This is a genomic window from Nannocystis punicea (assembly GCF_026965555.1).
Taxonomy (GTDB): Bacteria; Myxococcota_A; Polyangia; order Nannocystales; family Nannocystaceae; genus Nannocystis; species Nannocystis punicea.
In genome coordinates this window covers 7542772-7568235 of sequence record NZ_CP114040.1, presented here as the reverse complement: position 1 = coordinate 7568235, position 25464 = coordinate 7542772, and the positions used below count along the sequence as shown (strand labels likewise).

The window sequence follows — 25464 nt, the reverse complement described above, 5'->3', positions numbered from 1 at the left end:
ATCGCGCCCGTGGCTGCGAGGCCTGCCGCCGGCGGCGAACGGGACGAGCGGACGGCCGCTCGCTCGCGCCGCGACCGGGGCGTCTCGCGGGGTCCTGCGGTGGCGAGCCGTCGGGCCGGAGCGGCGAGGCGAGGAAGCATCTCGCTCCTCCGGCGAGTGACGCGGCCTGGCGTGGCGGATCGCTCGAGACGCCGCGGTCGCGCTAGAAGCCGGCCTGCAGCTGCAGCCGCATCTGGTCGGCGACGCCGGCGGGCAGGCCCGGGCCGTACTGGCGGAAGTAGTCGAACTGCAGCTTGAGCGAGTGGCGGTAGAAGTAATAGTTGAGGCCGGCGCCGTACTCGTCGAGGCGACCCAGGCTGGTCTCGGTGCGCCGCGACGGGCGCACGCCGGACGAGCGGGCGGTGAGCTCGAGGCGGGTGCGCGGGATGAAGAGGCCCATCTGCGCCGTCCAGCCGACGCCGTTGCGGGCGGCCTCGACGGCGACTGGCTCTCCGAACATGTCCTTTGCGTCACCCGGCAGGCGCCAGCCCTGCCGCCAGTAGAAGTCGAGCAGCAGCGACATGCCGGCGATCTTGAACATGGCGTCGACGGTCACGTTGTTGCTGCGCATGGTGCCGCCGTCGGCGAAGGCGGTGCCGCTGATGGCGCGGGTGCGGTGGTCGCGGTCGCTGAAGGCGTAAGCGGCGCCGATGGCGAGGCGCGGGGTGGCCTTGCGCTCGAAGTCGGCCTCGCTGTAGTCGTCGAACATGCCGAAGGGCAGGTAGTCGACGCGGGCCATGTACGTCAGGCCGAAGTCACTGGCCTTGTAGTAGTCGTAGCCCTCGCCCATGAAGACGCCGGCGAAGTAGCGCAGCTTGCCGAGGCCGGCGACGTCGGGCGAGCTCACCTGCACGCCGATGTCCTGGTCGAGCGTGAACTCGTAGCTGGCCGACGAGTTGTCGACCATCTGCAGCTTGGCCAGCGGCGCCATGCGCTGGCGCGCGTACGGCACGAAGAAGAAGCCGGCCTGGACGTTGGCGTGGCGGTAGCGGGTCCACGTCGTGTACCACTGGAAGATCGGCGGGCGCCGCGGCGTGCCGTCCTTGAACCCGAGGTCCTTCGGCGCGAACATCAGGTGCACGTAGTAGCCGACGTACGGGCTGAAGATGTTGCCGGAGAGGATCAGGCGCGCACGCCTGAACTCGAGGCTGCTCGACCAGGGCTCCATGCCGGCGGCGGGGATGGCCTCGCGCCGGACAGTGGCCAGCAGCTGGGCCCACATGTTGAAGTTGATGGTGAAGCGGCGATCCTCGGTGGCCAGCTCGATGCCCTTGCCGGGTCGCCACAGCGCCTTGCCGACCGGCACCTCGGCCTGACGCCCGGCCTCGCCCGCGGGCATCCACGCGGGCGGCGGCGGCGGCGGCCCGCTCGGCTTCGGCAGCACCGGCGCCGGCGGGTTGGCCCACGCCCGCCCGCCGGTGACGAGCACGAGTAGCGCGGCGGCGTACCGGAGCAGAGCGAGGGGACGCATGCGGGCTGCCGGAATGAAGCCCGAAGCGGCGCGCGCGTGTCAAGCTTTCACTTAACATGTGCGCTTTCGCGGCCGCGATCGCGGCCTCGTCGCAGTGATATGGCCTAAAGGCCAGATCCGCTGTCCTGCGCCTCCGGCTCGTGCGGCTCGTCCTCGTGCTCGCGTACGCTATGGGTCGGGCTGCCGTTGCCGTGCGAGTGGTGCCCGCCCTCGCGGCCGATCTCGGCCATGTGCTCGCGGTCCTGGCTGACGGTCTCGCCGCCGCGACGGCCGATCATCGCCATGTGCTCGCGGTTCTGGCTGACGGCCTCGCCGCCGCGGCGGCCGATCATCGCCATGTACTCGCGGTTCTGACTGACCGCGGCTCCGCCTCGCCGGCCGATGGTCGCCATGTGCTGCCGGTCCTGGCTGACGGTCTCGCCGCCGCGGCTGGCGATCACGCGCTGCCTGTCCGGGTCCATACCTGCGAATCCGCGGGCGTCGCCGCGGCCCTTACCTCGATTGCTCGACATCGCTTTTACTCCTGCGCATAGCGAGGGGGCGCGGCCGGACAGGCCGATGGTCTCGCCCCTCGCGGGTCGACTCGCAGCGTGTGCGATGTTGACCCAGCCGCAAGTGCAGCGGTGTGGCCGCCCGGCGGCGGGTTCGCCGGCTCGCGGACGGCCGAATCAACTGTCCTTTTCGACATGTCCGAAGGTGCGTGTCGCGGGTCCGCGCGTCCGGGAACATTCGCCGATTCGAGCCGTCTCAGGGCGGCCTCGTATGACCCCGCGCATCTCGTCGTCCGCCGCCCTCGTCGCCGCGCTGCTCGCGTGCAAGAACTCCGGCCCGGCGGATCCCGAGCCCTCGCTGCCCGACGCGGACATGCTCGCGGCCTTCGATCCCGCGGCCCTCGTCGATCGTCCGGGTGCGCCGCCGCAGGTCCCCGCGGGCGCACCCCTCGCCGTCGCCGACTACTCGCCGCAGGGAAGGACCGCGGGCGGCGCCGCGATCAAGGTGCGCTTCAACCAACCGGTGGTCGCGCTCGGCAGCGAGCCGATCGCCGACGTCTCCCGCTTCCTCTCCTTCGACCCGCCGATCCCGGGCACGGCGGCGTTCCAGACCCCCGACCTGCTGGTGTTCTACCCGGACGACGAGCTGCAGGACGCCACGACCTACACCGCGCGCCTCGCCCCCGGCCTGGTCGGACTCGACGGTCAGCGGCTGGCCCAGGGGGTCGAGTGGACGTTCGAGACGCCCAGGCCGCAGGCGGTCGGGGCCGAGCCGCTCCACCGCTACCAGCGGGATTTGCCGGCCACGCGCCGTGACACGCCGTTCGTCGTCAGCTTCGATCACCCGACGACGCTCGCCGAGGTCCGCGCGCACCTCACGGCGACCGCACGGCCGCTCGCTCGAGAAGATGCGAAGCCGGCGCCGGTGCAGCTGCAGATCCGCGAATCCACCGCCGCGGAGCGTGAGGAGGCCGAATACTACGGCTACGACGGCCGCAACGATCGCGGGCGCCACTACACGGTGCGCGCGCAGGGCCTGTGGCCGGGCGACAGCGAGGTGGTGCTGGCCGTCACACCGGGCCTGGTCGGCCGCCGCGGCAAGCTGCCGCTCGACACGCCGTGGGAGATGTCCTTCGAGACATACAGCCCGCAGGCGGTGGTCTCGCTGCCGTGCGGCGAGGCGACCCGCTGCGGGCTCGAGCCGATCCACATCGGCCTGCGCAACCCGGTGCGCGAGGCCCAGGCGAAGCAGGTCTCGATCAGCCCGCGGCCGAAGTCGTTGAACATCGAGGTCTCGGACGCGTACGGCGAGTCGGGCGGGACCGACATCGAGATCCTCGGGCAGTTCGTGCCCGGCACCACGTACACGGTCTCGATCGCACCTGGCCTGCGGGACATCTACGGCCAGACGCTCCCCGGCGGGTTCAAGCGCTCGGTGGTGTTCGAGCGCCGGCCCGAGCTGTCGCTGTCGAGCGAGCACGGCACGCTGCTGCCGGGGCGCAAGCAGACCGTCGGGATCGAGGCGCGCTTCCTCAAATCGGTGCGGGTGCGCGCGGCGGTGGTCGACGAGCTCGAGCTGGCGCGGCAGGCGTGGCAGGGCCTGCCGGTGCCCGCCGACGCGACCGAGCGGACGATCGCGCTCGAGCCGAAGGGGGCAGGCGGCTGGGCCTCGATCGCGCTCGACGTCGGCGAGCTCGTCGGCGGCAAGCGCGGGGCGGTGCTGGTCGAGGTGTCGCCCGGAGAGCTCACGGCCAACGCGCACCGCGGGCGGCCCGACGCGGTGCGCGGGCTGTACCGCGTGACCGACCTCGGGCCGGTGGTGATCGACTCGCCGACCCGCGCGGTGGTCCAGGTGCTGCGCCTGTCCGACAGCACGCCGGTGGCCGGGGCCGCGGTGGCGCGGCTGGTGACGGTCGACGAAAAGCTGACGACGCGCGCGCTCGGCACGACCGACGCGAACGGCCTGCTCGCGCTGCCACCTGTCTCGGAGTACATGGCCAAAGGTGTCGTCAAGGCCGGCGAGGGCTCGCAGGCGCAGCGGCTGGTGATCGTCGATCCGGCCGCCGGCGACCGCACTGCCATCGCCGCCGGCGAGGTGCCCGCCGCCGAGAGCTTGAAGGCCGACCTCGCGCCGCACGAGCGGGTGATCGCCCGCATCGTCCCCGACCGCGGGGCCTACCGCCCGGGCGAGAAGGTCAAGGTGGTCGCCTGGGCCGCGATCGAGACGCCGCACCGCAAGAGCGGCCTGAAGCACCTGGCCCAAAAGACAGAGGCGAAGTTCGTCCTCACCGACCCGCGCGGCGGCGAGGTGGCGACCCGCACGGTCAAGACCACCTCCGAGGGCAAGTACTGGGCCGAGCTCGAGCTGCCGGCCGAGGCCGCGCTGGGCTCGTACCACCTGACCGCGACGGTTCTCGGCGCCGAGGCGCGGGCGACCGTCAAGGTCGAGGACTACCGGGTGCCCGAGTTCCAGGTCACGGCCAGCGTCGCCGCGCCGGACGTGCTGGCCGGCGACAAGGCCGGCCTGCGCGTGGCCGCCAACTACTACTTCGGCGGGGCGGTGCCGATCGTGCACATGACGCATCGAGCCAGCTGCAGCCCGCACCGCTGGCGCCCGCCCGGGCTCGATTCGAGCTGGGCGGTCGGCACGCCGATCCCCTACAACGTCCGCGCGCCGGCCGGACCGCGCACCGGCACGTCGCCCGATCCGGCGGCCAAGCCGGGCTTCCTCGAGGCCGCGGTCCCGCTCGACCTCGGCTCGCCCTTGTACCCGCACAGCTGCTCGATCAGCGCCGAGGTCCGCGACGCCAGCAACCAGGCGATCGGCGCCGAGACGCAGGTCCAGGTCCACCCGGCCGACTTCTACCTGGCGCTGGCGCTGCCCCCCGGCTACCGCCGCGCCGGCGATCGCGTCGGCGTCCCGATCCGCGCGGTCGGCATCGCCGGCCAGCGGGTGGCCGTGGCTGGCGCGAAGGTCCTGGTCGAAAGGACATGGTCGGAGGTGCAGGAGCGCGCCGAGGGCGGGCGCATGGTGTTCGACGGGACCGTCGACAAGACCGAGCGGATCAAGACCTGCGAGCTGGCGATCGCGGCCGAGGGCGACGACGTCCGCTGCGACCTGCCGCCGCTCAAGGAGGGCCACTACCAGCTGCGCGTCGAGGTGCGCACGGCCGACAGGCGGGACGTCGCGACCGAGGGGCACTTCTGGGTGTCGGGGGCGCCTCGGCCCAAGTGGACCCCGACGCCGCAGCCGAAGACGCTGTCGATCGAGGCCAGCGCGCAGCAGGTGACCCCGGGCGAGACCGTGGACGTCGCAGTGCACGCGCCGTGGAAGGGCGGGCGCGGCGTGCTCGTGCTCGATCGCAAGGGCCTGCGCGAGTTCCAGCCGTTCGCGTTCGACGGCGCCGACGTCGGCACCGCGAGCTTCCGCTTCACCGCCGACGACAGCTGGACCCCGCAGGTCCACCTGCGCGCGTTCGTGGTCGCGCCGATCGATCCCAAGCGGCGGCCCGAGCGGCCCGAGGTGCAGAACACGCGGGCGACCGTGACGCAGGCCGCCGAGCACCGGCGGCTGCAGGTGCGGGTCGAGGCGCCGGCCAAGGCCGGGCCCGGCGACAAGATCGAGCTGGCCGCGTTCGTGCGCGACGCCGCCGGCGAGCCGGTCGCGGGCCGCGTGGCGCTGTGGGCGGTCGACGAGGCGGTGCTGGCGTTGACCGGCTACGAGCTCCCCGACCTGCTGCCGAGCTTCCTCCCCGGGGGCGACGCCGGCACCAGCTCGTACGACGACTACCGCGCGGTGCTGTGGCCGTACACGCCGGTCCGCGACGATCCGTGGCTGTCGGGCCTGTGGGGCTACGGCCACGGCTACGGCTACGGCGCCGGCGGCAGCAGCCACGGCGGCGCCGTGATGGGGGGCTCGGTCGCCGGGATCCCGGCGGCGCGCGAGCGGTTCGAGACCACGCCGGTGTTCCTCGCCGACCTCGCGGCCGGGGCCGACGGGGTGGCGCGCACCAAGGCGCAGCTGCCCGAGAACCTGACGACGTTCCGGATCTTCGCCCTGGCCTCGGCGCGCCTGGCCGACCAGTCGGCGCCGGGCCGCTTCGGCCACGGCGACGCGCGCACCACCGTGACCACGCCGTTCATCGTCCGCGCCGCCGCGCCGCGCCAGCTCCGCCCGGGCGACGCGGCCGAGGTCGCGGCGATCGTGCAGAACTTCACCGCGGTCGACGGCCGGGCCCGGGTCGAGCTGGTGCTGCACGATGATGCAGGTACGAAGGGACAGGACCTTGTGGCCATGTCTGAGAAGACAGCCGAGGTCGAGGTCCCGGCCGGCGGGCAGGTGCGGATCCCGTTCACGATCCGCGCCGACGCGGCCGGCGAGGCCAAGCTCGAGCTGCGGGCGGCGCTGCGGGCGGGGGCGGGCGACGCGGGCCGCGACGCGATCAAGCTGGCGCTGCCGGTCGCGCCCGAGCGCACCCTGACCGAGAAGGTGGCGATGTACGGCAGCCTGGCCGACGACCGCGCGATCGCCATCCCGGTGGTGATGCCCGGCGCGGTGCGGCCCGACGTCGGCGGGGTGTCGGTGTCGGCCAGCTCGAGCCTGCTCGGCGGGCTCGAGGACGCCGCCGACGCGCTGCTCACGTATCCGTACGGCTGCGTCGAGCAGACCGCGAGCCGACTGCTGCCGGTGGTCTCGCTGCTGGCGCTGCACTCGACGTACCCGCTGGGGCTGCGCGAGGACCCGCAGGTGTTCGTCAAGGCGGGGGTCGAGCGGATCCTGTCGATGCAGACCGGCACCGGCGGGTTCGCCTACTGGCCCGGCGGCACCGACGTGCACCCGTACGCCAGCGGCTACGCGACGTGGGTGCTCGGCCTGGCGGCGCGGGCCGGTCACCCGGTGCCCGCCCGCGCGCTCGAGCGGGCGCTCGCGGACCTCGAGTCCCGCCTGCCGCCGGTGGACCAGCTGCAGCGGTGGCGCGGCGAGCTCGAGCGCCACGCGCTGGCGCTGCACGTGCTGGCCGAGGCCGACCATCATCACCGCGAGCACGTCGACGCGCTGTTCGTCCGCCGCGCCGATCTGCCGGCCTACGCCCGCGCGTTCCTGCTGATGGCGATGCACCGCGGCGATCCGCAGCGGCCCGAGGTGGCGACGTTGACGCAGGAGCTGCTGGCCGACCTCGAGGAGCTGCCGGCCACTGCGCACGTGATCGAGCGCGAGGACTGGTCCGGCGGCCAGTACTTCCACTCCGACGGCCGCAGCGACGCGATCATCCTCTCGGCGCTGCTGCGGGTCCGGCCCGAGCACGCGGTGATCGAGAAGCTGGCCCGCGGCCTGCTCGAGCGGCGGATCGGCGGCGCGTGGCGCAACACCCAGGAGAACGCCTACGCGCTGGTCGCCATCACCGACTACGCCCGCGTCCGCGAGGCCGAGCCGCCCGACTTCGTCGGCCGCGCGTGGGTCGGGACGAAACCTGTCTTCGAGGCCAGCTTCCTCGGTCGCGACCTCAAGGGCCAGGAGGCGACCGCGAAGATGCCCGACATCCTCAAGCCGGCGAGCGCCGACAAGCCGGTGACGACGGCCGCGCCGCTGACCGTGGTCCTCCAGCGCCAGGGCCAGGGCCGCATGTACTACCGGCTCGGGGCCGAGTGGGCGTCGGCCGAGCCGAACCCGCCGGCGCGCGCGCACGGGCTCGAGATCGGCCGCGAGCTGCGGCTCGCCGATGGGGCGCTGCGCGGGCGACCGATAGCGATAGGCGACGCCGTGGCGATCGACCTGACGCTGAGCGCGCGCACGCGGATCCGCTACGTAGCGATCGAGGTCCCGTTGCCGGCCGGGCTCGAGGCGGTCCAGCAGAACGTCGGCAAGGGCCAGGCGGCCGCCAGGCTGTCCGGCTCGCGCGGCTGGTGGGCGTCGTTCGAGGAGCTGCGCAGCGATCGCGTGGTGGTGTTCGCCGACGACCTGCCCCCGGGGACACATCACCACACTGTGTTCCTGCGCGCGACCGGCCGCGGCGAGTTCTCGCTGCCGCCGGCCCACGCCGAGGCCATGTACATGCCCGAGGTGTGGGGCCGCTCGGAGGGCGCGCGCGTGACGGTGCGCTGAGGCCTGGATCCCTCAAGACGCCTCGCCGGCCGCAGACGGCCGGCGAACGGCGCTTGTCGGCCCCGCGCGCTCGAGGTAGACGGGCGACTGTGACCACCGCGTCCAGGCTCATCTCCACTCTCCTTGTCGTCGGCCTCTCGCTCGGCGGGTGCAAGGATGACGACGGCACTCTCGACTCCGGCATCGACGGCGCCAAGAAAGGCGACGAGCTCACCGACGACGAGAAGGCCCAGTTCTGCGAGGCCGCCGACGCCTACGGCGAGAAGGTGCTGTCGGACGCCGACTTCGCCGCCGCGATGTGCACCCTCAAGGCGATCCAGGACGCGCTGTCGGCCGACGGCAGCGTCGACACCTGCAACACGCTGCGCCAGGGCTGCCTCGCCAACCAGCCCGACCCCGAGCCCGAGGGAGAGTGCGACCTCGGCATCGACTGGGCCAGCTGCCAGGCGACGATCGGCGAGATCGAGGCCTGCTACGAGGAGTTCGGGGCCAGCTTCGCCGCCCGCCTGCGCTCGTTCTCGTGCTCGAAGATGGCCGAGTACGCGGAGACGCCGCCGAACGCCGAGATCGAGGCCGGCCCCGACTGCAGCATCGCCCGCGCCGAGTGCCCGTCCGTCATGGGCGGAGGCTGAGCTGTCCCGAGGGACAGCCGAACATGCCCTTCGGGGCAGGTCGTTCGCAGGCATCGCCTGGCTGTCCTGAGAGACAGGTGAAGCCTCAGGGCCCCGCGGGCCAGGCGAGGTCGACGCGGACCGGAAGGTGGTCCGAGCCGAGCGCCGGCCCGAGCGCGCGGGCGGCGGTCACCAGGGCCGGGTCGTGGAGGCAGTGGTCGATGGCGATCGGCGGGAGCGGGTGGCCCACCGGCCAGCTGGCCTGGAGGCCGAAGCCGCGCTGCGAGTCGACCAGCCCGCCCTCGGCCAGCAGGCGGCGCAGCGGGGCGCTGAACGGCGAGGCGTTGAGGTCGCCGACGATCACCGGCACGCGCCCGGCGTCCCGCTGCTCGCGCGCCCACTCGGCCGCGCGCGCCAGCTGGGCGTCGCGCCGCGCGGCGTAGTCGCGGCCGACCGGCGGCAGGGTGTGGACCGCGAGCAGGGCGATCGATTGCCCGCGGACGGTGAGCTCGGCGGCGAGGGCGGGGATCTGCGGGACAAGGTCTTCGCGCCATGTCCGAACGACCCTGTCCTTGAAGTCATGGCGCACGAGCAAGGTCATGCCGAAGTTGTCGGCCCGCGGCGCCGACTCGAGGGCGACGTGGTCGGGCATGGCCTGCAGGGCGGCGCTCCAGTCGGCGTCGACCTCCTGCACGATCACCACGTCGGCGCCGGTGTCGGCCAGCCAGGTCACCGCTTCGGCCTTGCGCGGGTTGCTCGACAGGCCGTTGAAGTGGACCAGGCGCAGCGCCGGCTCGCCGGCCGCTGGCGGGCGCGCCAGCCAGAACGGCGCCACCTGCGACAGCTCCGCCAGCAGCAGGACGCCCGCCGCCGCGGCGAGGCGACGCCGGCCGAGCGCCGCCGCCAGGACCAGCGCGAGCGCGGCGGCGGCGGCGTACCACGGGCGGAAGTGACTGGCGAGGTCGAGCCGCCAGTCGAGCGCGCCGAGGTGGCCCGCCAGGCTGAAGAGACATGTCCCGAGGACCAGGAAGAGCGTGAGGCCCGCGAGCACCCGCGCGGGCAGGCGCGCGCGCGGCCGGACGGGGCGGGGGTCGGACGCGGTCGGCGGGGGCAAGCCCGGTGACTCTAACGCAGACGGCCGGCGCCCGCTCGTCGGGCGGCGAGCCCCGCGCGCGGCGGACGGCTGCGAGCCTGTCGCGGGTCGTGCGAGAGGGCGCAGTCGGGTCGGCGGCGCCAAGCGACGTCGCGTTAGATGCTGTCTCAAGGGACAGGCCGATGTCGGGCCGCCGGCGGGCTGCGAGCCGGCGGGGTGGCTGTCCCGAGGGACATGGCCTGAACTCGCGCGAGAGGGCGCGGTCGGGTCGGCGGCGCCAAGCGACGGCGCGCTCGATGCTGTCTCAAGGGCCAGGCCGATGCCGGGCCGCCGGCGGCTGCGACCCGGCGGCGTTGCTGTCCCGAGGGACATGGCCTGAACTCGCGCGAGAGGGCGCGGTCGGGTCGGCGGCGCCAAGCGACGTCGCGCTCGATGCTGTCTCAAGGGACAGGCCGATGCCGGGCCGCCGGCGGGCTGCGAGCCGGCGGCGTGGCTGTCCCGAGGGACATGGCCTGAATTCGCGTGGCGAGCCAAGGGTGGCTGTCTCGAGGGACAGGTCGACCGGCTCACGGTTGCGGCCGGCGGATCGAGGACGGCGATCTCAAGGGACAGGCAGCGTCGGCTCGGGCCGTGGGCTCACCGGCGCGGCGGCCACGAGGAGGCTGTCGGCGAGTCGGAGGCCGTCGTCTCGCGGGACAGGCCGAATCGCCCGCGCGGGGCGGCCTCGATGAGGCTGTCCCGAGAGACAGGTGCCCGGCGCCTCACTCGCTGCGCGCGTCCTCGGGTTGGAGCCCGCGCAGCAGGGCGGCGGCGTGGGCCTGCAGCGCCGCGGCGAAGTCGAGGCGCAGCGGGAGGAGCGTCGGGCAGGCCAGAGTCGCCGCCAGCTCGGGGGCGGGGTGGGTCATCTGGTGCAGGCCCACGGCGGCGGCGTGGAGGTGGAGGAAGAAGCGCAGGCCTTCGCCGGGTCGCATGGCCGGGCTGCAGCGCTCGAGCAGCGCGGCCGTCTGCAGCATCTGCGCCAGCATGCTTCGCCGCCACGCGAGCACCACCGCGGGCGCGACGTTGTGCTCGAGCACGCCGTGCTGCAGCGCCAGCAGCCGGGCCAGGCGGACCCGGCCGGCCAGCGAGCGGGCCAGCAGCTCCGAGAGCGCCTCGGGGCCGAGCGGCGCGCCGTCGCCGACCAGCGCGGACTCCACCTCGCCGAACCACTCGCCGAGCTGCTCGAGCGCGAGCTGCAGGAACAGCTCCTCCTTGGTCGCGAAGTAGAGGTAGACTGTCCCTTTGGCCAGGTTCGCCCGGCGGGCGATGTCGGCCACCGTGACCGCGTTGTACGGCATCTCGTCGAACGCCTCGGCGGCGGCGCACAGCAGGGCGCGCCGACGCGATTGCTTGTCCGCGTCGGCCCGCGCGCGTCGCTTCGGCGGGACATCTACCATCGTCCAGGTGGCCTCACGGTGAATGAGACGACCGCCGGAGTCAATATGCGTAGTCGCGTTCGCAGGGCCGTCGCCGAGATGTCCCGAGGGACAGGTCATCCGCGCCCGGACTCGTCGTGATGTGCGCGCTTAGTTGCGTTCAGCTGTCAATTCGGACATCGTCCCGCGCATGCTTCCACCACGCGGCGAGCGGCTCATCGACATCGGCGGCGTGCAACTCGCCGCGCTGTGCTTCGGGCCCGAGGACGGTGTTCCGGTGCTGGCGATGCACGGCTGGCTCGACAACGCGGCGAGCTTCGAGCGGCTGGCCGAACAGCTTTCCGGCGTCAACCTGGTCGCCATCGATCTCGCGGGTCACGGGCTGTCGCAGCGACGCGCCGACGGTGTCTACGTGTTCCTCGATTACGTCGCCGACGCGTCGCTGGCGATCTCGGCCCTCGGCTGGTCGCGCTGCGTCGTCGTCGGCCATTCGCTCGGCGCCGGCGTGGCGGCCCTGCTCGCCGGGACATGTCCCGAACAGGTCGCCAGGCTGGTCCTGCTCGAAGGCCTCGGCCCGCTCACCAACCCCGACGAGGCCGCGCCCAGGCAGCTGCGCGAGGCGCTGCAGGCCGAACAGGCCGCGCGGGCCCGCGACGAGCACGGTGGTTACGCGGACGCCGAACAGGTCGCGCAGCGACTGGCGAGCGCGACGGGCATGCGCGTCGACTCGGCGCGGATCTTGCTGCGGCGCGGGCTCGAGACCCACGAGGGTCGAGTCCGCTGGCGGGCCGATCCCCGCCTGCGCTTGCCCTCGCGTCAGCGCCTGACGGAGGCGCAGGTGCGGGCTTTCTTCACCGCCGTGACGTGCCCGACTCTGGTGGTGCGCGCCGTCCCGGGGATGACGTTCGACGAGGCGCTGATGAAGGAGCGGCTGGCCCTGCTCGCCGGCGCCGTGCTCGCCGAGGTGCCCGGGGGTCATCACGTGCACCTCGACGAGGCCGCGGCGGTGGCTGAGATCGTCGGTCCGTTCGTGACGTCGACGTGACGGCCCTGCGTGACGCTGTTCTGCGCGCGCTTCGCGCTTGAGGCCCGCGAGACCCGGCGATCCGAATTTGGCCGCCGATCCGACCCGCGATACCCTGCGGCCGGATACGCCCATGGGTGAACAAAACATCGCGACGTCCGACGACGACCAGCTGCGCAATTTCATGAAGAAGCTCCTCGACGACGTGGTCGCGCTCGAGCGGCTGCTCGAGACCGATCGCTTCGAGACCGGCGTGCGCCGGGTCGGCGCCGAGCAAGAGATGTTCCTCGTCGACCGCAGCCTGCGTCCCGCCTCGGTGGTGATGGAGGTGCTCGAGCGGGCCCAGGACCCGCGCCTCACCACCGAGCTCGCGCGCTTCAACCTCGAGGCCAACCTGTCGCCGCAGGTGTTCAACGCCGCCTGCCTGCGCCGCATGGAGGACGAGCTCAACGAGGTCGTCGGGGTCGCCCGCGACGCCGCGCGCCACTGCGGCGCCGACATCCTGCTGACCGGCATCCTGCCGACGCTGCGCAAGGCCGACCTCGGGCTCGACAACATGACGCCCAAGCCGCGCTACCTCGAGCTGAACCGCACCCTGCGGCGGCTCCGCGGCGACGACTTCCACGTGCTGATCCGCGGCATCGAGGAGCTCGAGACGACGCACGACAACGTGATGCTCGAGTCGTGCAACACCAGCTTCCAGGTCCACTTCCAGGTCAGCCCGCGCGAGTTCGCCAAGTTCTACAACCTCGCCCAGGCCGTCACCGGGCCGCTCCTGGCCGCGGCGGTCAACTCGCCGGTGCTGCTCAAGCACCGCCTGTGGCACGAGACGCGCATCGCCCTGTTCGAGCGCTCGGTCGACACCCGCTCGCAGATGCGGGTCGACCGCGCCGCCCGCCCGCGCGTGCACTTCGGCGACGGGTGGATCCAGCAGAGCGTGCTCGAGATCTTCCGCGAGGACATCGCCCGCTTCCGGATCCTCATCGCCAACGCGATCGACGAGGACCCGATGCAGGTGATCGAGCGCGGCGGGATCCCGCAGTTCGGCGCGCTGCGCCTGCACAACGGCACGGTGTACCGCTGGAACCGCGCCTGCTACGGCATCAGCGGCGACAAGGCCCACCTGCGCATCGAGAACCGCGTGCTGCCGTCGGGCCCGACGGTGCTCGACGAGGTCGCCAACGCGGCGTTCTTCTTCGGCATGATGGCGGCGCTCGCCGAGGACGAGCGGCCTGTCTTCAAGGACATGTCCTTCGAGGACGCCAAGTCCAACTTCTTCAACGCCGCGCGGGACGGCCTCAAGGCCCAGCAGTCGTGGAAGGGCCGGACGATGTCGGCGCAGGAGCTGATCCTGAACGAGCTGCTGCCGGTGGCCCGCTGGGGCCTGCAGCACGTCAAGGTCGACGGCAGCGACATCGACCGCTACCTCGGCACCATCGAGGAGCGCGTCCGCAAGGGCACCACCGGCGCGCAGTGGATGCTCAACTCGCTGCACGCGATGGGCGAGCAGGGCACCTCGGACGTCCGCTACCGCACGCTGTCGTCGGCGATGCTCGCCAACCAGAAGAGCGGCGCGCCGGTCCACACGTGGGAGACCGCGCGGCTCGAGGGCGAGCCGAAGACGTGGCGCGACTCGTATCAGACGGCCGGTCAGTTCATGTCGACCGACATCTTCACGGTCCAGCCGAGCGACATCATCGACCTCGCGGCCAACATCATGGACTGGAAGAAGATCCGCCACATCCTCGTCGAGGACGAGGAGGGCCGGCTGGTCGGCCTGCTGTCGCACCGGGCGCTGATCCGCATGGTCGCCCGCGGGTCCCGCGTGGCCCAGGACAACGCCACGGTCGCCCAGCTGATGGTCAAGAACCCGCTGACGATCGGCCCGGAGATGCCGACGCTCGAGGTGATGAAGCTGATGCGCGAGCGCGGCATCTCGTGCCTGCCGGTGGTCGAGGGCGACAAGCTGGTCGGCGTGATCACCGAGCGCGACCTGATTGACGTGTCGGGCAAATTGCTCGAAAGCTACCTGCGTGACGCTCAGCAGTAGCGCGCCGCCGTCTCCGCTCCCCGATGGCCCGGGCGCGCACCCGCGCGTGCTCGGGCGCTACAGCAGCGGGCGCCCCGGGCCCACGGTCGTGTGCGTCGGGGCGATCCACGGCAACGAGCCGGCTGGTCTTTCGGCCATCTCGCGCGTGCTCGCCCGCCTGCGCGAGGCCGACGTGCCGCTGCGCGGCGAGCTGATCGGCGTGACCGGCAACCGGCGCGCGCTGGTCGAGCGCCGCCGGTACGTCGACCGCGATCTCAACCGCCGCTGGACGCCGGAGAACATCGCCCGGATCGCTCAGGGCACCGTCGAGACGGCCGAGGACCAGGAGACCCGCGAGCTGCTCGCGGTGTTCCTGCCGCTCCTGCGCCACGGGCCGGTCAGCTTCATCGACCTCCACAGCACGTCGGCGCTGTCGACCCCGTTCTCGTGCATGGCCGACGTCCTGCGCAACCGGCCGCTGGCGCTGGCGCTGCCGATCCCGGTGGTGCTCGGGCTCGAGGAGGTGATCGAGGGCTCGATGCTGGGCTACCTGTGCGACCTCGGCCACGTCGGCGTGGCGGTCGAGGGCGGGCAGCACGACGACCCGCGCACGATCGACTTCCACGAGTCGGCGCTCCTCCTGATGCTGGTCGCCGCCGGCTCGCTCGAGCCGCGCCACGTGCCCGACCTCGCGGCCCACCGCGCCCGCCTCGCGGCCGGAGGCGACGGTATGCCCGCGGTCTGCGAGATCCGCCACCGCCACGTCGTCAAGCCCGAGGACGAGCCGTTCGTCATGGCGCCGGACTTCGTCAACTTCCAGATCGTCGAGCGCGGCCAGGTCGTCGCCGACGATCGCCGCGGCCAGGTGCGCGTGCCCGAGACCGGCCTGATGATGCTGCCGCGCTATCAGGGCCAGGGCGACGACGGCTTCTTCATCGCCCGCCCGGTGTCGCGCACCGCCCTGCGCGTGTCGGCGGCGCTGCGGACGCTGCGGCTCGACGTGCTGGTGCCGTACCTGCCCGGCGTGTCGCGCGACCCGGAGCGCGCCGATCACTTCATCGCCGACCCGGCGGTCGCCCGCGTGGCGGTGACGCAGGTGTTCCACCTGTTCGGCTACCGCCACGTGCGCGCGCAGGCCGAGCGGCTGGTGTTCAGCCGCCGCAGCCCCGCGGCCCGCCCGGTGCTGCCGGCCGAGCTGGCGCCGCTGCTGCGCGCGCACGAGGAGTCGACCGAGGGGTGAGGGCGGCGAGCCGGCCGGCGGATGTCGATGAGGACATGTCCGCCGGTACATGCTCGAAAAGGCATGTAACAATGGAAATGTCCGAACGGACATGTCCTCTGCGCTGCGCTCGGCTGTTCGTCGCGCTCGCGCTCGCGGCCGGCTGCCACGGGCCCAAGGGCGACCCGAGCACGGCGAGCGAGGCCACCAGTGGCGGGCCCGAGCCGACGAGCGCGGGCTCCGGGCCGACGAGCGCGGGCTCGGAGCCGACGTCGACGACCGGAGAGGCGTGCGCGACGGTGATCGAGGGCGACCTGAGGATCGACGACGGCACCGATGTCGCCGGGCTCGCGTGCGTGGTCGAGGTGCGGGGCGAGCTGCGGCTGGAGGACACGACGGGCTGGTCGGACATGACGGCGCTGTCGGCGTTGCGGGCGGTCGGCGGGGACCTGCGGATCGTCGGCAACGCCGCGCTCGTCAGCCTCGACGGGCTGCAGGCGCTGGAGCGCATCGGCGGGTGGTTGAGCGTCGGCGACAACCCGCAGCTCGTCAGCCTCGACGGGCTGCAGGCGCTGGCGCGCATCGGCGGTTACGTGGGGCTGAGAAACAACACGAAGCTCGGCGACCTGTCTGGGCTGAGCGGGGTGCGGCAGCTGGGCGGCCTGTACCTGCAGGGCAACGGCCTGACGAGCGTCGCGGGGCTGCAGGGCGAGGTCGCGTTCTCGCCGGCGCTGGCCGGGCATGCGAGCGTCCTCCTCGTCGAGGAGACCCTGACCGGACTCGACGGCTTCGCGGCGCTGTCCGTGTCTGCCCCGCAGGGGCTCCGGATCACCCTGCGGACGATGCCGGCGCTCACGGACGCGTCCGGGCTCGAGGTGTTCGCGGCGGCGGCGGGGCCGATCGAGGTGGAGCTGTGGGACCTGCCGGCGCTGCCGCGCTTTGCGTGGCCGGGACGGCTCGCGGCGCTGAAGGTCCTCGACACGCCGGCGTTGCAGGAGCTGGAGCTGCCGGCGGTGACATCGGCGCGAGAGATCACCGTCGAGGACGCTCCGGCGCTGACCAGCCTCGCCGGCCTGTCGGCGCTGCGCTCCGTGTCCGACTGGCTGTCGCTCGGGTGGTGTCGGGGCAGCGGGGGTCTGGGGGGCATCGTCGACCTGCACGGCCTCGAGGCGCTCGAGCAGGTCGAGCTGCTGCAGATCGACGGCAACGCCTCCCTCACCTCGTTGACCGGGCTGTCGGTCGACTTGCAGGCCGAGCACGTGTTCATCCGCGACAACCCGATGCTGCCGCAGGCGGAGGCGGAGGCCTGGTTGGCGGCCGCGTCGCACGTCGGCAAGAGCTACTCGGAGGCGTGCGAGAACCAGGGCGGGCCGGAGTGCGTCGTCGGCTGCCCGCCCCAGGGCGAGTGATCCTTGGTCTGTCTCTTGAGGCATGTCTCGAGAGACACTCTATTGCAGCGTCGCTATTCGTGAGCCGGCGGGTCACGGCTGGCGCGGCCGGGCGGGCCGGCGCGGAAGGACATGTCATCTAGATAATGTCTGAAAGAGCATGTTCTTTAGCACATGCTCTGAAGCACATGTTCTGGTGGACATATCACCGCTCGCTCGGCGTGAAGGTGTACTCGTGCTGGGCGTCGCGCAGGATCAGGGCCCGCTCCGGGCCGGCCACGAACTCGAAGCCGACGAGGCCGGGGAGGGCGAGTACGTACGACAGGGTGCCGTCGGGGTGCTCGCGCGAGCCGACCTCGCCGGCGAACTCGCCGAAGTCGAACACCGTCCGTTCGCCGGTGGTGACGGCGATCGGGCCGAGCGCGGCGTTGTGGTAGCCGGGCGCCAGTCGGGCGGCCGCGGCCGGGTCGGCGGGCAGGGTCACCGACTTGCGGTCGGCCGCCAGCTCGTCGAGGTACTGACGGGTCTCCGTCGCCAGGCGGGTCTCCGCCGCGGGCTTGCCGGCGAACAGCAGCTCGAGCAGCTTGCGCCGGAAGGCGGTGACGACCAGCCAGCCCGGTTCGCCGTTGGTCAGGATCACCGCGCCCACCTGATGTTCGGGCAGCCACAGCACGTCGCTGTGGAAGCCGAACAGCATGCCGCCGTGGTGGACCAGGGGCACGCCGTGGTCGTCCGCGGCCACCAGGCCCATGCCGTAGGTCTCGTCGGCGTCGATGCGGACCTGCGGCGCGCGGCGGGCCAGCAGCGCGCGCTTGCCGATGTACCTCTCGCCGCCGGGCAGCGTGCCCTCGGCGAGCTCCATCTGCACGAGCTTGAGCAGGTCGTGGACCGTGCTCCACGCGCCGCCGGTCGGCCGCAGCGGCAGGACGGTGTGGTTGAGCTGCACGAGCGAGGGCTGCTGGTGGCCGTCGAAGTCGCGCGCGTGTTCGCGGGCGAGCGGACCGCGCTGGGCCTGGACGGGGTCGAAGGTGGTCGCGTGCATGCCGAGTGGGTCGAACACCAGGGTCTGCATCGCCCGGTCGTAGGCCGGGCCGAGCTCCAGCTCGGGGAAGAGGACATGGCCGCCGAGGAAGCCGGCGGCGGCGGCCATCGGGTTCGAGTACTGGTACAGCTCGCCGAACCCGCTGGTCGGCTGGGTCGTCGCCAGCGTCGCCAGCACCTGCTCCGGCGTCGTCACGCTCGACTCGAACTGCCACTCGAGGTCCCGGCGGGGCATCCCCGTGCAGGCGCAGATCAGGTGCTGGATCTGCACCTTCCGGGTCGTGTCCGGATCGCCGAGCGCGAACGACGGCAGCCGCGCCGTCGCGGCCGTGTCCCAGCCGATCTTCCCGGCGTCGACGAGCTTGGCCAGCATCAGCGTGGTCAGCTGCTTGGTGTTCGAGGCGATCATGAAGCGCGTGTCGGCGTCGACGGGGGCCGGCTTGCCGAGCTCGCGCACGCCGACGCCGCCGGCGAACACGACCTCGCCGCGCTCGATCAGGCCGTACGCCACGCCGGGCACGCCCGTGACGGCCTGCGCGCGCTGCAGGAAGCCGTCGAGCTCGGCGAGCGCCGCGGGGTCGAGCGCGCGCGCCGGCTCGCCGGCGAACGACTCGCGCTCGTGGCCGCGGGGCAGCAGTCGGCCGGTGAGCAGGCCGCGCTGGGCGAGCCGCCTCTCGAGCACCTCCCACGCGAGGTCCTGGACGATCACGGTCCAGCCCTGGCCGCCGCGGCGCGCCTCCGCGGTGAGATCACGGCGGGCGTTCGGCGGGGTCTGGTAGGTGAACACGTGGCGCTCGGTCCAGCCGTCCTGGTCGGCCGCGGCGACGCAGGCCCTGAGCGGCAGGCGGAGCGCCGGGTCGTAGGCCGTCAGCGCGGCCGCGACGGCGGAGTCGGCGTCGCTGGCGGCGACGTCGACGAGCGCGACGTGGCTGCCGCCCTCCGGGGCCGTGAGCACCGTCGCCGGGCCGCGGACCGACAGGGTCCAGCCCGCGGGCGCGACGAAGGGGTTGCCGGTGACGGTGGTGCGCGGCGAATCGGCGGCGAGCCGTTCGGGCGTCGCCGCCGCCGGGGACGCGAGAGCGGGCTTCGTCGCCGCGACGGGCGCGGGCGCCGGCGCCCCGGGGGTGGACGGGCCGCAGGCGGCGAGCAGGAGGGCGAGGGCGGCACGCATGGCGCCAGCGTACCGCGCTTTGTTCGCCCGCGGGTACCATCCTCGGGGACATGTCCAATCGCGCAGGGTTTTATCGGCATGTCGCATGGGACATGCTCTTTCAGTCATGCCGCCGCTTCACTTGCGCGGCTGGATCATCTGGAAGTAGCGCTTGATGCGGCGGCGCTGCTCGGCGGGCAGGGCCTCGCTGTCGAGGGTGCTCTGGGCGAACGACTTGTAGTCGCGGTACATGTCGCGGTAGGGCGCGGAGGCGAAGCCTTCCTGGCTGGCGGTCTTGATGATCTCGGCCTTGGTGGTGCCCTTGCCCTGCTTGGGGTCGACGCGGACGTCCTTGGGCTTGACCTTGAGGCCGGTGGGGTCGCCGAGCGCCTCGGCCGAGCCCTGGCCGATGCCGTCGCCCTGGGCCTGGCCGTCGCCGGCGGAGTCCTGGCCCGAGCTGTCCTGGCCGTCGCCGCCGGAGTCGCCGCTGTCCTGCGGGTCGCCGCCGTCGCCGCTGTCCTGCGGGTCGCCGCCGGAGTCGCCCTCCATCTGCATCGACGGCTCGCCGTCGCCGAGGTCGCCCTCGACCAGCAGGGTCGGGCCGTCCTTCTTGTCGCCGCGCTTGCCCTTGGCGGCCTTGGCGAACTTCTGCATCTGCTGCTTGCGCTTGTCGTCCTGCTCGCCGCCCTGGCCGGCGCGGCGCATGAAGCTCTTGGCCTCCTCGAGGTCGTCGCGGGCCTGGCCGAGCCGGCGCGACTGCGAGGCCTTGCGCGCGGCGTCGCCGGCCCCGCGGCGCAGCTGCTCCAGCGCGCGCTTCTTCTGCTGCGAGCCCTGCCGGCCCTTCTGGGCGTCGTTGGCCTGGCGGCGCAGCTCGTCGAGCTTGCGCTGGGCGGCCTTCTCGCGCTCGTGCTGGCGGCGCAGCTCCTCGACCTTCTGCTGCTGCTTCTTGAGCCGGCGCTCCTGCTCCTCGGGGTCGGCGGCGGGCTGCTCCTGCTGGCGCTTGAGCCGGCGCTCGGCCTCGGCCAGCTGCGACGCGGTGTCGGTGTTCTCGCCGGCCGCCTTGCCGAGCGACTTCTCGGCCTGCTGCATGGCCCGCTGCATCGAGCGCTCGGCCTCGTCGCTCGCCTCGGCCGCGGCCTCCGCGTCGGCCAGCGCCTTCTCGGCCTCGTCGCCGTCGCCGCGCGCGAGCGCCTCCGCGGCGTCCTGCGTGATCTCCTCCTGCTTGAGCGCCTCGGCCAGCTGGCGCACGCCCTCGGCCAGCACCGCCGGGTCCTCTTCCATGCGCGCCTCGAGGTCGGCCTCGGCCTCGGCGAGCGACTTGTCGAGCTCCTCGAGCTGGGCGTAGGCGGCCTCGCGGTCGAGCTCGCCGCGCCCGTAGGCGTCGAGGATCTGCAGCATCCGCTCGGCCAGCGCGGCGGCCCGGTCCTCGCCCTCCTTGAGCGCGCGCAGGTCCTCGCGCAGCGGCTCGGCCAAGGCGCGGTCGGTCGGCGGCTTCTTGGCCGCGGCCTTGGCTGCCTCTTCGGGCATGTCCGGAGGGACATCCTCGTCGACCACCGGCGGCGGCGGCCGGGGGACCAGCATCGCCAGAGCCAGCAGCGCGACCGCGGCGAAGTCGTGCAGGCGCAGCCCGGGCGGGCGCAGCGGCACGACCGGGCGGGGGTCGATCGCCGGCGCGGCGGCCTCGGCGTCGGCGACGTGCAGCGCCATCAGATCGGCGGCCTCGGGCGCGGCGGCGGCCGAGCTGCCGGCGAACTCGAGGGCGTTGCCGATCAGGTCGTAGAGGCCGTAGTGGGCGTCGATCCGCCGCGCGACCCGACGCGGCCGGGCCGGCCGGGCTGCGGCGTAGACGAGCACGACGACCACCGGGGCGAGGCCGAGCCAGCCGAGCCAGGCGGGCGCGTCGAGCCTGCGGGTAGCGACGACGCCGACCGCCGCGAGGGCGCAGCCGAGCGGCAAGGCGATGCGGGTCAGGAGGGCCGCGGCGTCGGCGATCCGCTCGCGCCGGCAGGCGGCCCGGACCAGGCGGGTGACGCGCGGCGCGGCCGCGCTTGCGCGTTCGGACATGTCGCGAGGGACCTGGCTCATCGGACACCTCCGGAGGCGGCGCGGCGAGGCGCGCACTCGCGGCCGAGCGCTGCGGCCGTGGACGCGACGCGGGCAGCGGCCTGCAGCTCGAACTCCTCCGAGCGATACACCCGGCTGTGCATCAGGACATGTCGCAAAGGCCCTGGTGCACCGGACACGTCCGCCGGCGAGCCGGCGACGCGCCGCGCGGTCGACCGGACGGCGGGTAGGATGCGCGTCAGGACATGTCTCGAGGGACCTGGCCCAACAGACACCTGCCGGGAGGACCCGCGCGCGGGCGAGCGGGGCGGGGCGATCCCGGAGGCGCGGCGGGAGGTCGGCACGTGGGACCGATTCTAGCCGCGCCCGCCGGGCTCGGCGAGGGCCCAGGGCCGAGAAGGCCGTGAAAGCCCGCTGCGGCGGCCCCGCCGGCGCGCTCCCGAACGCCCCGGTCCGGGAGCCGGGCCCTCGGCGCAGCGCGGCGAAGAAGGCGCGCAGGTCGGCGAGGAGCAACTGGGGACCTCGAGCGAGGCAAGGTGACCGCCGCGGTCGTGCTCGGACCAGAAGACGATGCGCTCGTGGGTAGCGCTCGGCGAACCGGCGGGTCGAGCGAAAAGTCGGAGCGGAACACCGAGACGCCCATCGGCGCGCGGGTCGTGCCGGGGCTGCTCCCCCGCGCGGGTGGGCGCCGATGAGCCGCTCGGGCGCGGCGAGGGCGATCTCGCGGCCGACGATCGAGCCGAAGTCGTTGCCGTGGACGTCGAAGCGACCATGGCCGGGCTCGATCATGAGCCGGACGAAGCCCGCGCGCCGAGCTCCGGACTCCAACCCCTGTCCCGCGTCGGCCCGAGAAGCCGAAGCCCGCACCGGGGGCAGGACGACGTGAAAGGCATCCTCGGCCGACCGCCGTGAGCTACGGGATCGTTGAGGGCGTCGATCATGGGCAGATACTCGCGGACGGACCCAGGCCAGCCGTGGATCAGCAGCAGCGGCCTGACCTCCGCGTGACGCGGGTGGACGAGCACGACGCCGACCGTCCGGGTGTCGGCCCATCGGCCTGCGCGCGCCGTCACTTCACTTCACGTCACGACTATCCGCCGCTTTCCGTGGCGCACGCGAGGGCCTTCTCGATCTCGCAAACTTCGAGGCAGGCGGGGTTCGTGAACATGCAACCGAAGGGCTCGCAAATGTCATACGTACACTTGTCCTGGCAATCGGTGTCACAGCTCGTCGCCGCCGGCGAAGCCTCGTCGGTGAGATCGAGGTCTTCCTCCTCTACCTGGGCGTCTTCCTGTCGAGGAGGCGTTTCTTCGGGCGCCGCCGTCGCCATGAGCCCGAAGCCGAAGAGGGCGCACTGAACCCCTACGAATGCGCTGAACGTCAACATTCCATCATCTCCTGTCCGTCGGCCCGGCCCAATGCCGGGACGGATCAGGGGTACGAGACGCAGCGAACGCCGCAAGCAGGCGACCGAAGATTCGAGCCTCGGTGTCCTGGCGGCTTCGAGGTCCGGCCCGTTCTACGGCCAGGCGCGCGAACGGCCGCCGAAGCGTAGCGATCGCCTTTGACCACGAGTCAAGTCGAACGAAGATGTTCTTTGAGACATGTTCGTTCGGTCGTGTAGTGATCGTGAAGCCGCCCGGCGGCGGCTCAGGCGGCGGTGCGCGCGTCGGCGTCGGCGCGCTCGGAGAACAGCCACTCGAGGGCCTCGGGGGCGCGCTTGCGCCAGTGCAATTCGGAGTGCGCGCCGTACGGATCGGGGCGCCACATGAGGTCGTCGTCGCCGTAGCCGGCGCCCTTGAGCTGCGCGACGAGGCGTTCGGCGTCGGACAGCATGTCGCCCTCGTGAGCGCCGGCGTCGACGTAGATCCGCGAGGTCGTGGGGCGCGGGAACTCGGCGAGCCTGGCGTAGATCCGGCGGTCGGCGGCCCATAGCGAGGGAGACATGCACAGGGCGGCGCCGAACACGTCGGGGCGGCGGAAATGGGCGTAGAGGGCGGCGAGCCCGCCCATCGACGAGCCTCCGATCGCGGTCCCGGCGACGTCGCCGCGAACCGTGAACTCGCGCTGGATCCGCGGCGCCAGCTCGTCGGTCACCCAGTCGATCAGGTGGTCCGCCTCGCCACGGCTGTCCTCCCACGCGAAAGGCGACAATTCGTGGATCCGATCGACGCCGCCGTGATCGATGCCGACGATCACGGGCGCCGGTTTGCCGACGGCGTGCAGGTCGTGGGCGGCGTGGTGCAGGTACCAACCTCCCGCCATCGAGGGGTCGTCGTGGAAGATGTTCTGCCCGTCGAAGATGTAGAGCACCGGCAGCGGCGCGCCTTCGGTCCGCTCGGTCGGGAGATACACGCGGACGTGCCGCTCGCCGGCGAACTTGGGCAGGCCGAACGGGCCGAGCTTGTAGATGACGTGGGTGGCCATGACTCTCCTTGAAGAGTGGCATAGGCGGATGGCGGCACTCGGCACGCGGTTCGGCCCCCGTCTTTGCTCACGCCCTGAACTGGGGGCCGCAGCGAGGGCAGCAACGCGAGGTCGGTGATCGCGCGGCTCGTACCGCGTGCGCGGCGGCCGGATCGGGGCCATACCTCCGGATCTGCAGGTCTGGAGCCATCCCGGGGCGAGGGGCCCGCCGGCGTCCGGAGTCGTGGACAGACATGTCCTGGAGGACATGCATGGGTCGGCGGCGCGAGGGCGATCGCACGCCGCGAGCGCGCCCCGGATGGATGCGCGGCGAGGTCGCGGGGCCGGTGTCCGGGGCGCCCTGTCCCTTCAGACAGGTGCTCGGACTTCGTGACGAACGGGGTGCTTCGAGGCAGCAATTGCCTCGTCCTGCGCAACTCAGGGAAAGAGCGCCCCGGCCCCCGTCGTCCGGGAGCTCTCTTGGGGCGGTGACGGTCGGCTGCGCCGAGAGCCGGGGCCCGCTCGCGGCTGAAACTCGACCGTCCACTCGCGCGAGATGGGCACGCGAAGGCGTCATCGCGGTAGCGATGCATTCGGGTGCGTAAAATCATGGATGTCCATGGAGACATGTCTTGGAGGACATGCCGTGGTGGGGCAGGCGGAGGCGATCGTACGCCGCGAGCGCGCCCCGGATGGATGCGCGGCGAGGGTCGCGGGGCCGGTGTCCGGGGCGCCCTGTCCCTTCAGACAGGTTCTCGGACTTCGTGACGAACGGGGTACTTCGAGGCAGCAATTGCCTCGTCCTGCGCAACTCGGGGCCAGAGCGCCCCGCCCCCGGGCTTCCGGAGCTCGAGCGGGGGTCTCACGGAATGGGTTCGTCGCCGTAGCGCTCGCGGCGCTCGTGCTCCCAGGCGACGTACCACTCGTTGCCGAGGGTTCGGCGTGGCTTCCCGTAGGGGCGTTCGGTGAGGGCGAGGGCGGCGATCCGGTCGGTGCGGAAGTGGCGGAAGGCGGCGCGGAGGCAGCACCAGGCGGCGATGACTTGTTTGCCCTCGTAATAGGCGATCTGCACCGGCCAGATGTCGCGCTCGCTGGTGCGCCCGGATTCGTCGTCGTAGCGCAGGGCCAGCGCTCGCTCTTGCCGCATCGCCTGACGCACGAGCCCCAGCACCGGCACCGGCGCGGCCGAGCCGCTCAGGACGACGGGCCACAGTCCGAGGTCGTCCATCCGGCCGCGGAGGTCGTCGGGCGAGGCGGTGGCGATCTTGGCCAGCGCGTTCGCGGCGGCGCTGGCGAGCCCCTCGTCGGCCTGCGCCCCGACCCATCGCGCGCCGAGCACCAGCGCTTCGAGCTCGTCGGCCGTGAACATCAGCGGCGGCAGGAAGAAGCCGGGGCGCAAGACGTAGCCGACGCCGGCCTCGCCGTCGATCGGCGCGCCGAGGCCGATCAGCGTCTGCACGTCGCGGTAGAGCGTCCGCACCGACACTCCTTGCTCCTCCGCCAGTTGCGCCGCAGTGACCGGATGCCGGTGCCGGCGAAGTGCATCCATCACCGCGAAGAGCCGCAGGGTCCTGTCCATCGTCGGCACCATCGCAGGTCCACCGCGGGCCTGTCGAGGTCGGCGCGGCCAGAGGTTGCCCTGTAGCCCGTCTTGCGCGCTGGACGGCCGAAGTTCGGCCGCGACCCGGCCCAAATCTCGGCGGTGCCGACCGTCAGCGCCAGAAGAGAGCTCCCGGAGGAGGGCGACTGGCCCTGAGCTGCGCAGAACGATGCACTTCTCGTCTCGAAGCGCCCGTTCGCCCCGGAACGTGTTTGAAGAGACAGATATCACGGACGCGGCCCTAGCGACTTCGCAGCGCATCGATTCTGGGCTGCGATCGCAGCGTGCGGTTCTTGTGGCCGAGTGTCCGAAGAAACATG

16 protein-coding genes and 1 pseudogene are annotated in these 25464 nt (G+C 72.7%); 7 read left to right on the top strand and 10 right to left on the bottom strand.

Annotated elements, in window-relative coordinates; genetic code table 11:
- Positions 1–202: 202 nt before the first annotated feature.
- Positions 203–1510 (bottom strand): putative porin, encoded by a 1308-nt coding sequence (locus tag O0S08_RS29065; RefSeq protein ID WP_269032594.1) that lies wholly within the window; start codon positions 1508–1510, stop codon positions 203–205.
- A gap of 104 nt (positions 1511–1614) precedes the next feature.
- Positions 1615–2022 carry a con-10 family general stress protein gene (locus O0S08_RS29060; protein ID WP_269032593.1) on the bottom strand — a complete coding sequence of 136 codons (408 nt, stop codon included), beginning with the start codon at positions 2020–2022 and terminating at the stop codon, positions 1615–1617.
- 250 nt (positions 2023–2272) lie between these two features.
- On the opposite strand from O0S08_RS29060, the gene O0S08_RS29055 reads away from it, so the two are divergent.
- Positions 2273–8104 (top strand): Ig-like domain-containing alpha-2-macroglobulin family protein, encoded by a 5832-nt coding sequence (locus O0S08_RS29055; protein ID WP_269032592.1) that lies wholly within the window; start codon positions 2273–2275, stop codon positions 8102–8104.
- An 89-nt stretch (positions 8105–8193) separates the two neighbouring features.
- A complete protein-coding gene (locus O0S08_RS29050; protein WP_269032591.1) occupies positions 8194–8736 on the top strand; it encodes a hypothetical protein in 543 nt (180 codons plus the stop codon).
- An 85-nt stretch (positions 8737–8821) separates the two neighbouring features.
- Here the strand turns inward: O0S08_RS29050 and O0S08_RS29045 are convergent, their stop codons facing one another.
- Both O0S08_RS29045 and O0S08_RS29040 read right to left on the bottom strand, forming a co-directional pair.
- Complete coding sequence (locus O0S08_RS29045) at positions 8822–9829, bottom strand: endonuclease/exonuclease/phosphatase family protein (protein WP_269032590.1); 1008 nt, start codon at positions 9827–9829, stop codon at positions 8822–8824.
- Between the two features lie 740 nt (positions 9830–10569).
- Complete coding sequence (locus tag O0S08_RS29040) at positions 10570–11244, bottom strand: TetR/AcrR family transcriptional regulator (protein ID WP_269032589.1); 675 nt, start codon at positions 11242–11244, stop codon at positions 10570–10572.
- 169 nt (positions 11245–11413) lie between these two features.
- Between O0S08_RS29040 and O0S08_RS29035 the strand changes: the two genes are divergently transcribed.
- From O0S08_RS29035 to O0S08_RS29020, 4 genes are all read left to right on the top strand, one after another.
- Complete coding sequence (locus O0S08_RS29035; RefSeq protein WP_269032588.1) at positions 11414–12268, top strand: alpha/beta fold hydrolase; 855 nt, start codon at positions 11414–11416, stop codon at positions 12266–12268.
- Positions 12269–12380: 112 nt separating this feature from the next.
- Positions 12381–14297: a CBS domain-containing protein gene (locus tag O0S08_RS29030; protein WP_269032587.1), complete on the top strand. Its 1917-nt coding sequence runs from the start codon at positions 12381–12383 to the stop codon at positions 14295–14297.
- Complete coding sequence (locus O0S08_RS29025) at positions 14281–15516, top strand: succinylglutamate desuccinylase/aspartoacylase family protein (protein ID WP_269032586.1); 1236 nt, start codon at positions 14281–14283, stop codon at positions 15514–15516. The genes O0S08_RS29030 and O0S08_RS29025 overlap by 17 nt, the downstream gene beginning before the upstream one ends.
- A 77-nt stretch (positions 15517–15593) precedes the next feature.
- Positions 15594–16904 carry a receptor L domain-containing protein gene (locus O0S08_RS29020; protein ID WP_269032585.1) on the top strand — a complete coding sequence of 437 codons (1311 nt, stop codon included), beginning with the start codon at positions 15594–15596 and terminating at the stop codon, positions 16902–16904.
- A gap of 184 nt (positions 16905–17088) precedes the next feature.
- Here the strand turns inward: O0S08_RS29020 and O0S08_RS29015 are convergent, their stop codons facing one another.
- Positions 17089–19095, bottom strand: coding sequence for a serine hydrolase domain-containing protein (locus O0S08_RS29015; protein ID WP_269032584.1), 2007 nt, complete (start codon positions 19093–19095; stop codon positions 17089–17091).
- Between the two features lie 117 nt (positions 19096–19212).
- The gene (locus O0S08_RS29010; RefSeq protein WP_269041965.1) at positions 19213–21138 is read right to left on the bottom strand and encodes a DUF8809 domain-containing protein; all 1926 of its coding nucleotides are present in this window, start codon (positions 21136–21138) and stop codon (positions 19213–19215) included.
- A 681-nt stretch (positions 21139–21819) separates the two neighbouring features.
- Here O0S08_RS29010 and O0S08_RS51110 point away from each other — a divergent pair.
- Positions 21820–22050, top strand: a complete 231-nt coding sequence (locus O0S08_RS51110) for a hypothetical protein (protein ID WP_276082550.1) — start codon at positions 21820–21822, stop codon at positions 22048–22050.
- Positions 22051–22097: 47 nt separating this feature from the next.
- On the opposite strand, the pseudogene O0S08_RS51335 reads toward O0S08_RS51110, so the two are convergent.
- The 4 genes and pseudogenes from O0S08_RS51335 to O0S08_RS28990 all read right to left on the bottom strand — a co-directional run.
- Positions 22098–22163: pseudogene (locus tag O0S08_RS51335) on the bottom strand (hypothetical protein); the annotation flags it as partial.
- Positions 22164–22228: 65 nt separating this feature from the next.
- Entirely contained in the window at positions 22229–22525 is a 297-nt protein-coding gene (locus O0S08_RS29000) for a hypothetical protein (protein WP_269032583.1), read from the bottom strand.
- 263 nt (positions 22526–22788) lie between these two features.
- On the bottom strand, positions 22789–23565 hold the full coding sequence (locus tag O0S08_RS28995) for an alpha/beta hydrolase (protein WP_269032582.1): 777 nt from the start codon (positions 23563–23565) through the stop codon (positions 22789–22791).
- An 841-nt stretch (positions 23566–24406) separates the two neighbouring features.
- Positions 24407–25123: a helix-turn-helix transcriptional regulator gene (locus O0S08_RS28990; protein ID WP_269032581.1), complete on the bottom strand. Its 717-nt coding sequence runs from the start codon at positions 25121–25123 to the stop codon at positions 24407–24409.
- Positions 25124–25464: the final 341 nt, after the last annotated feature.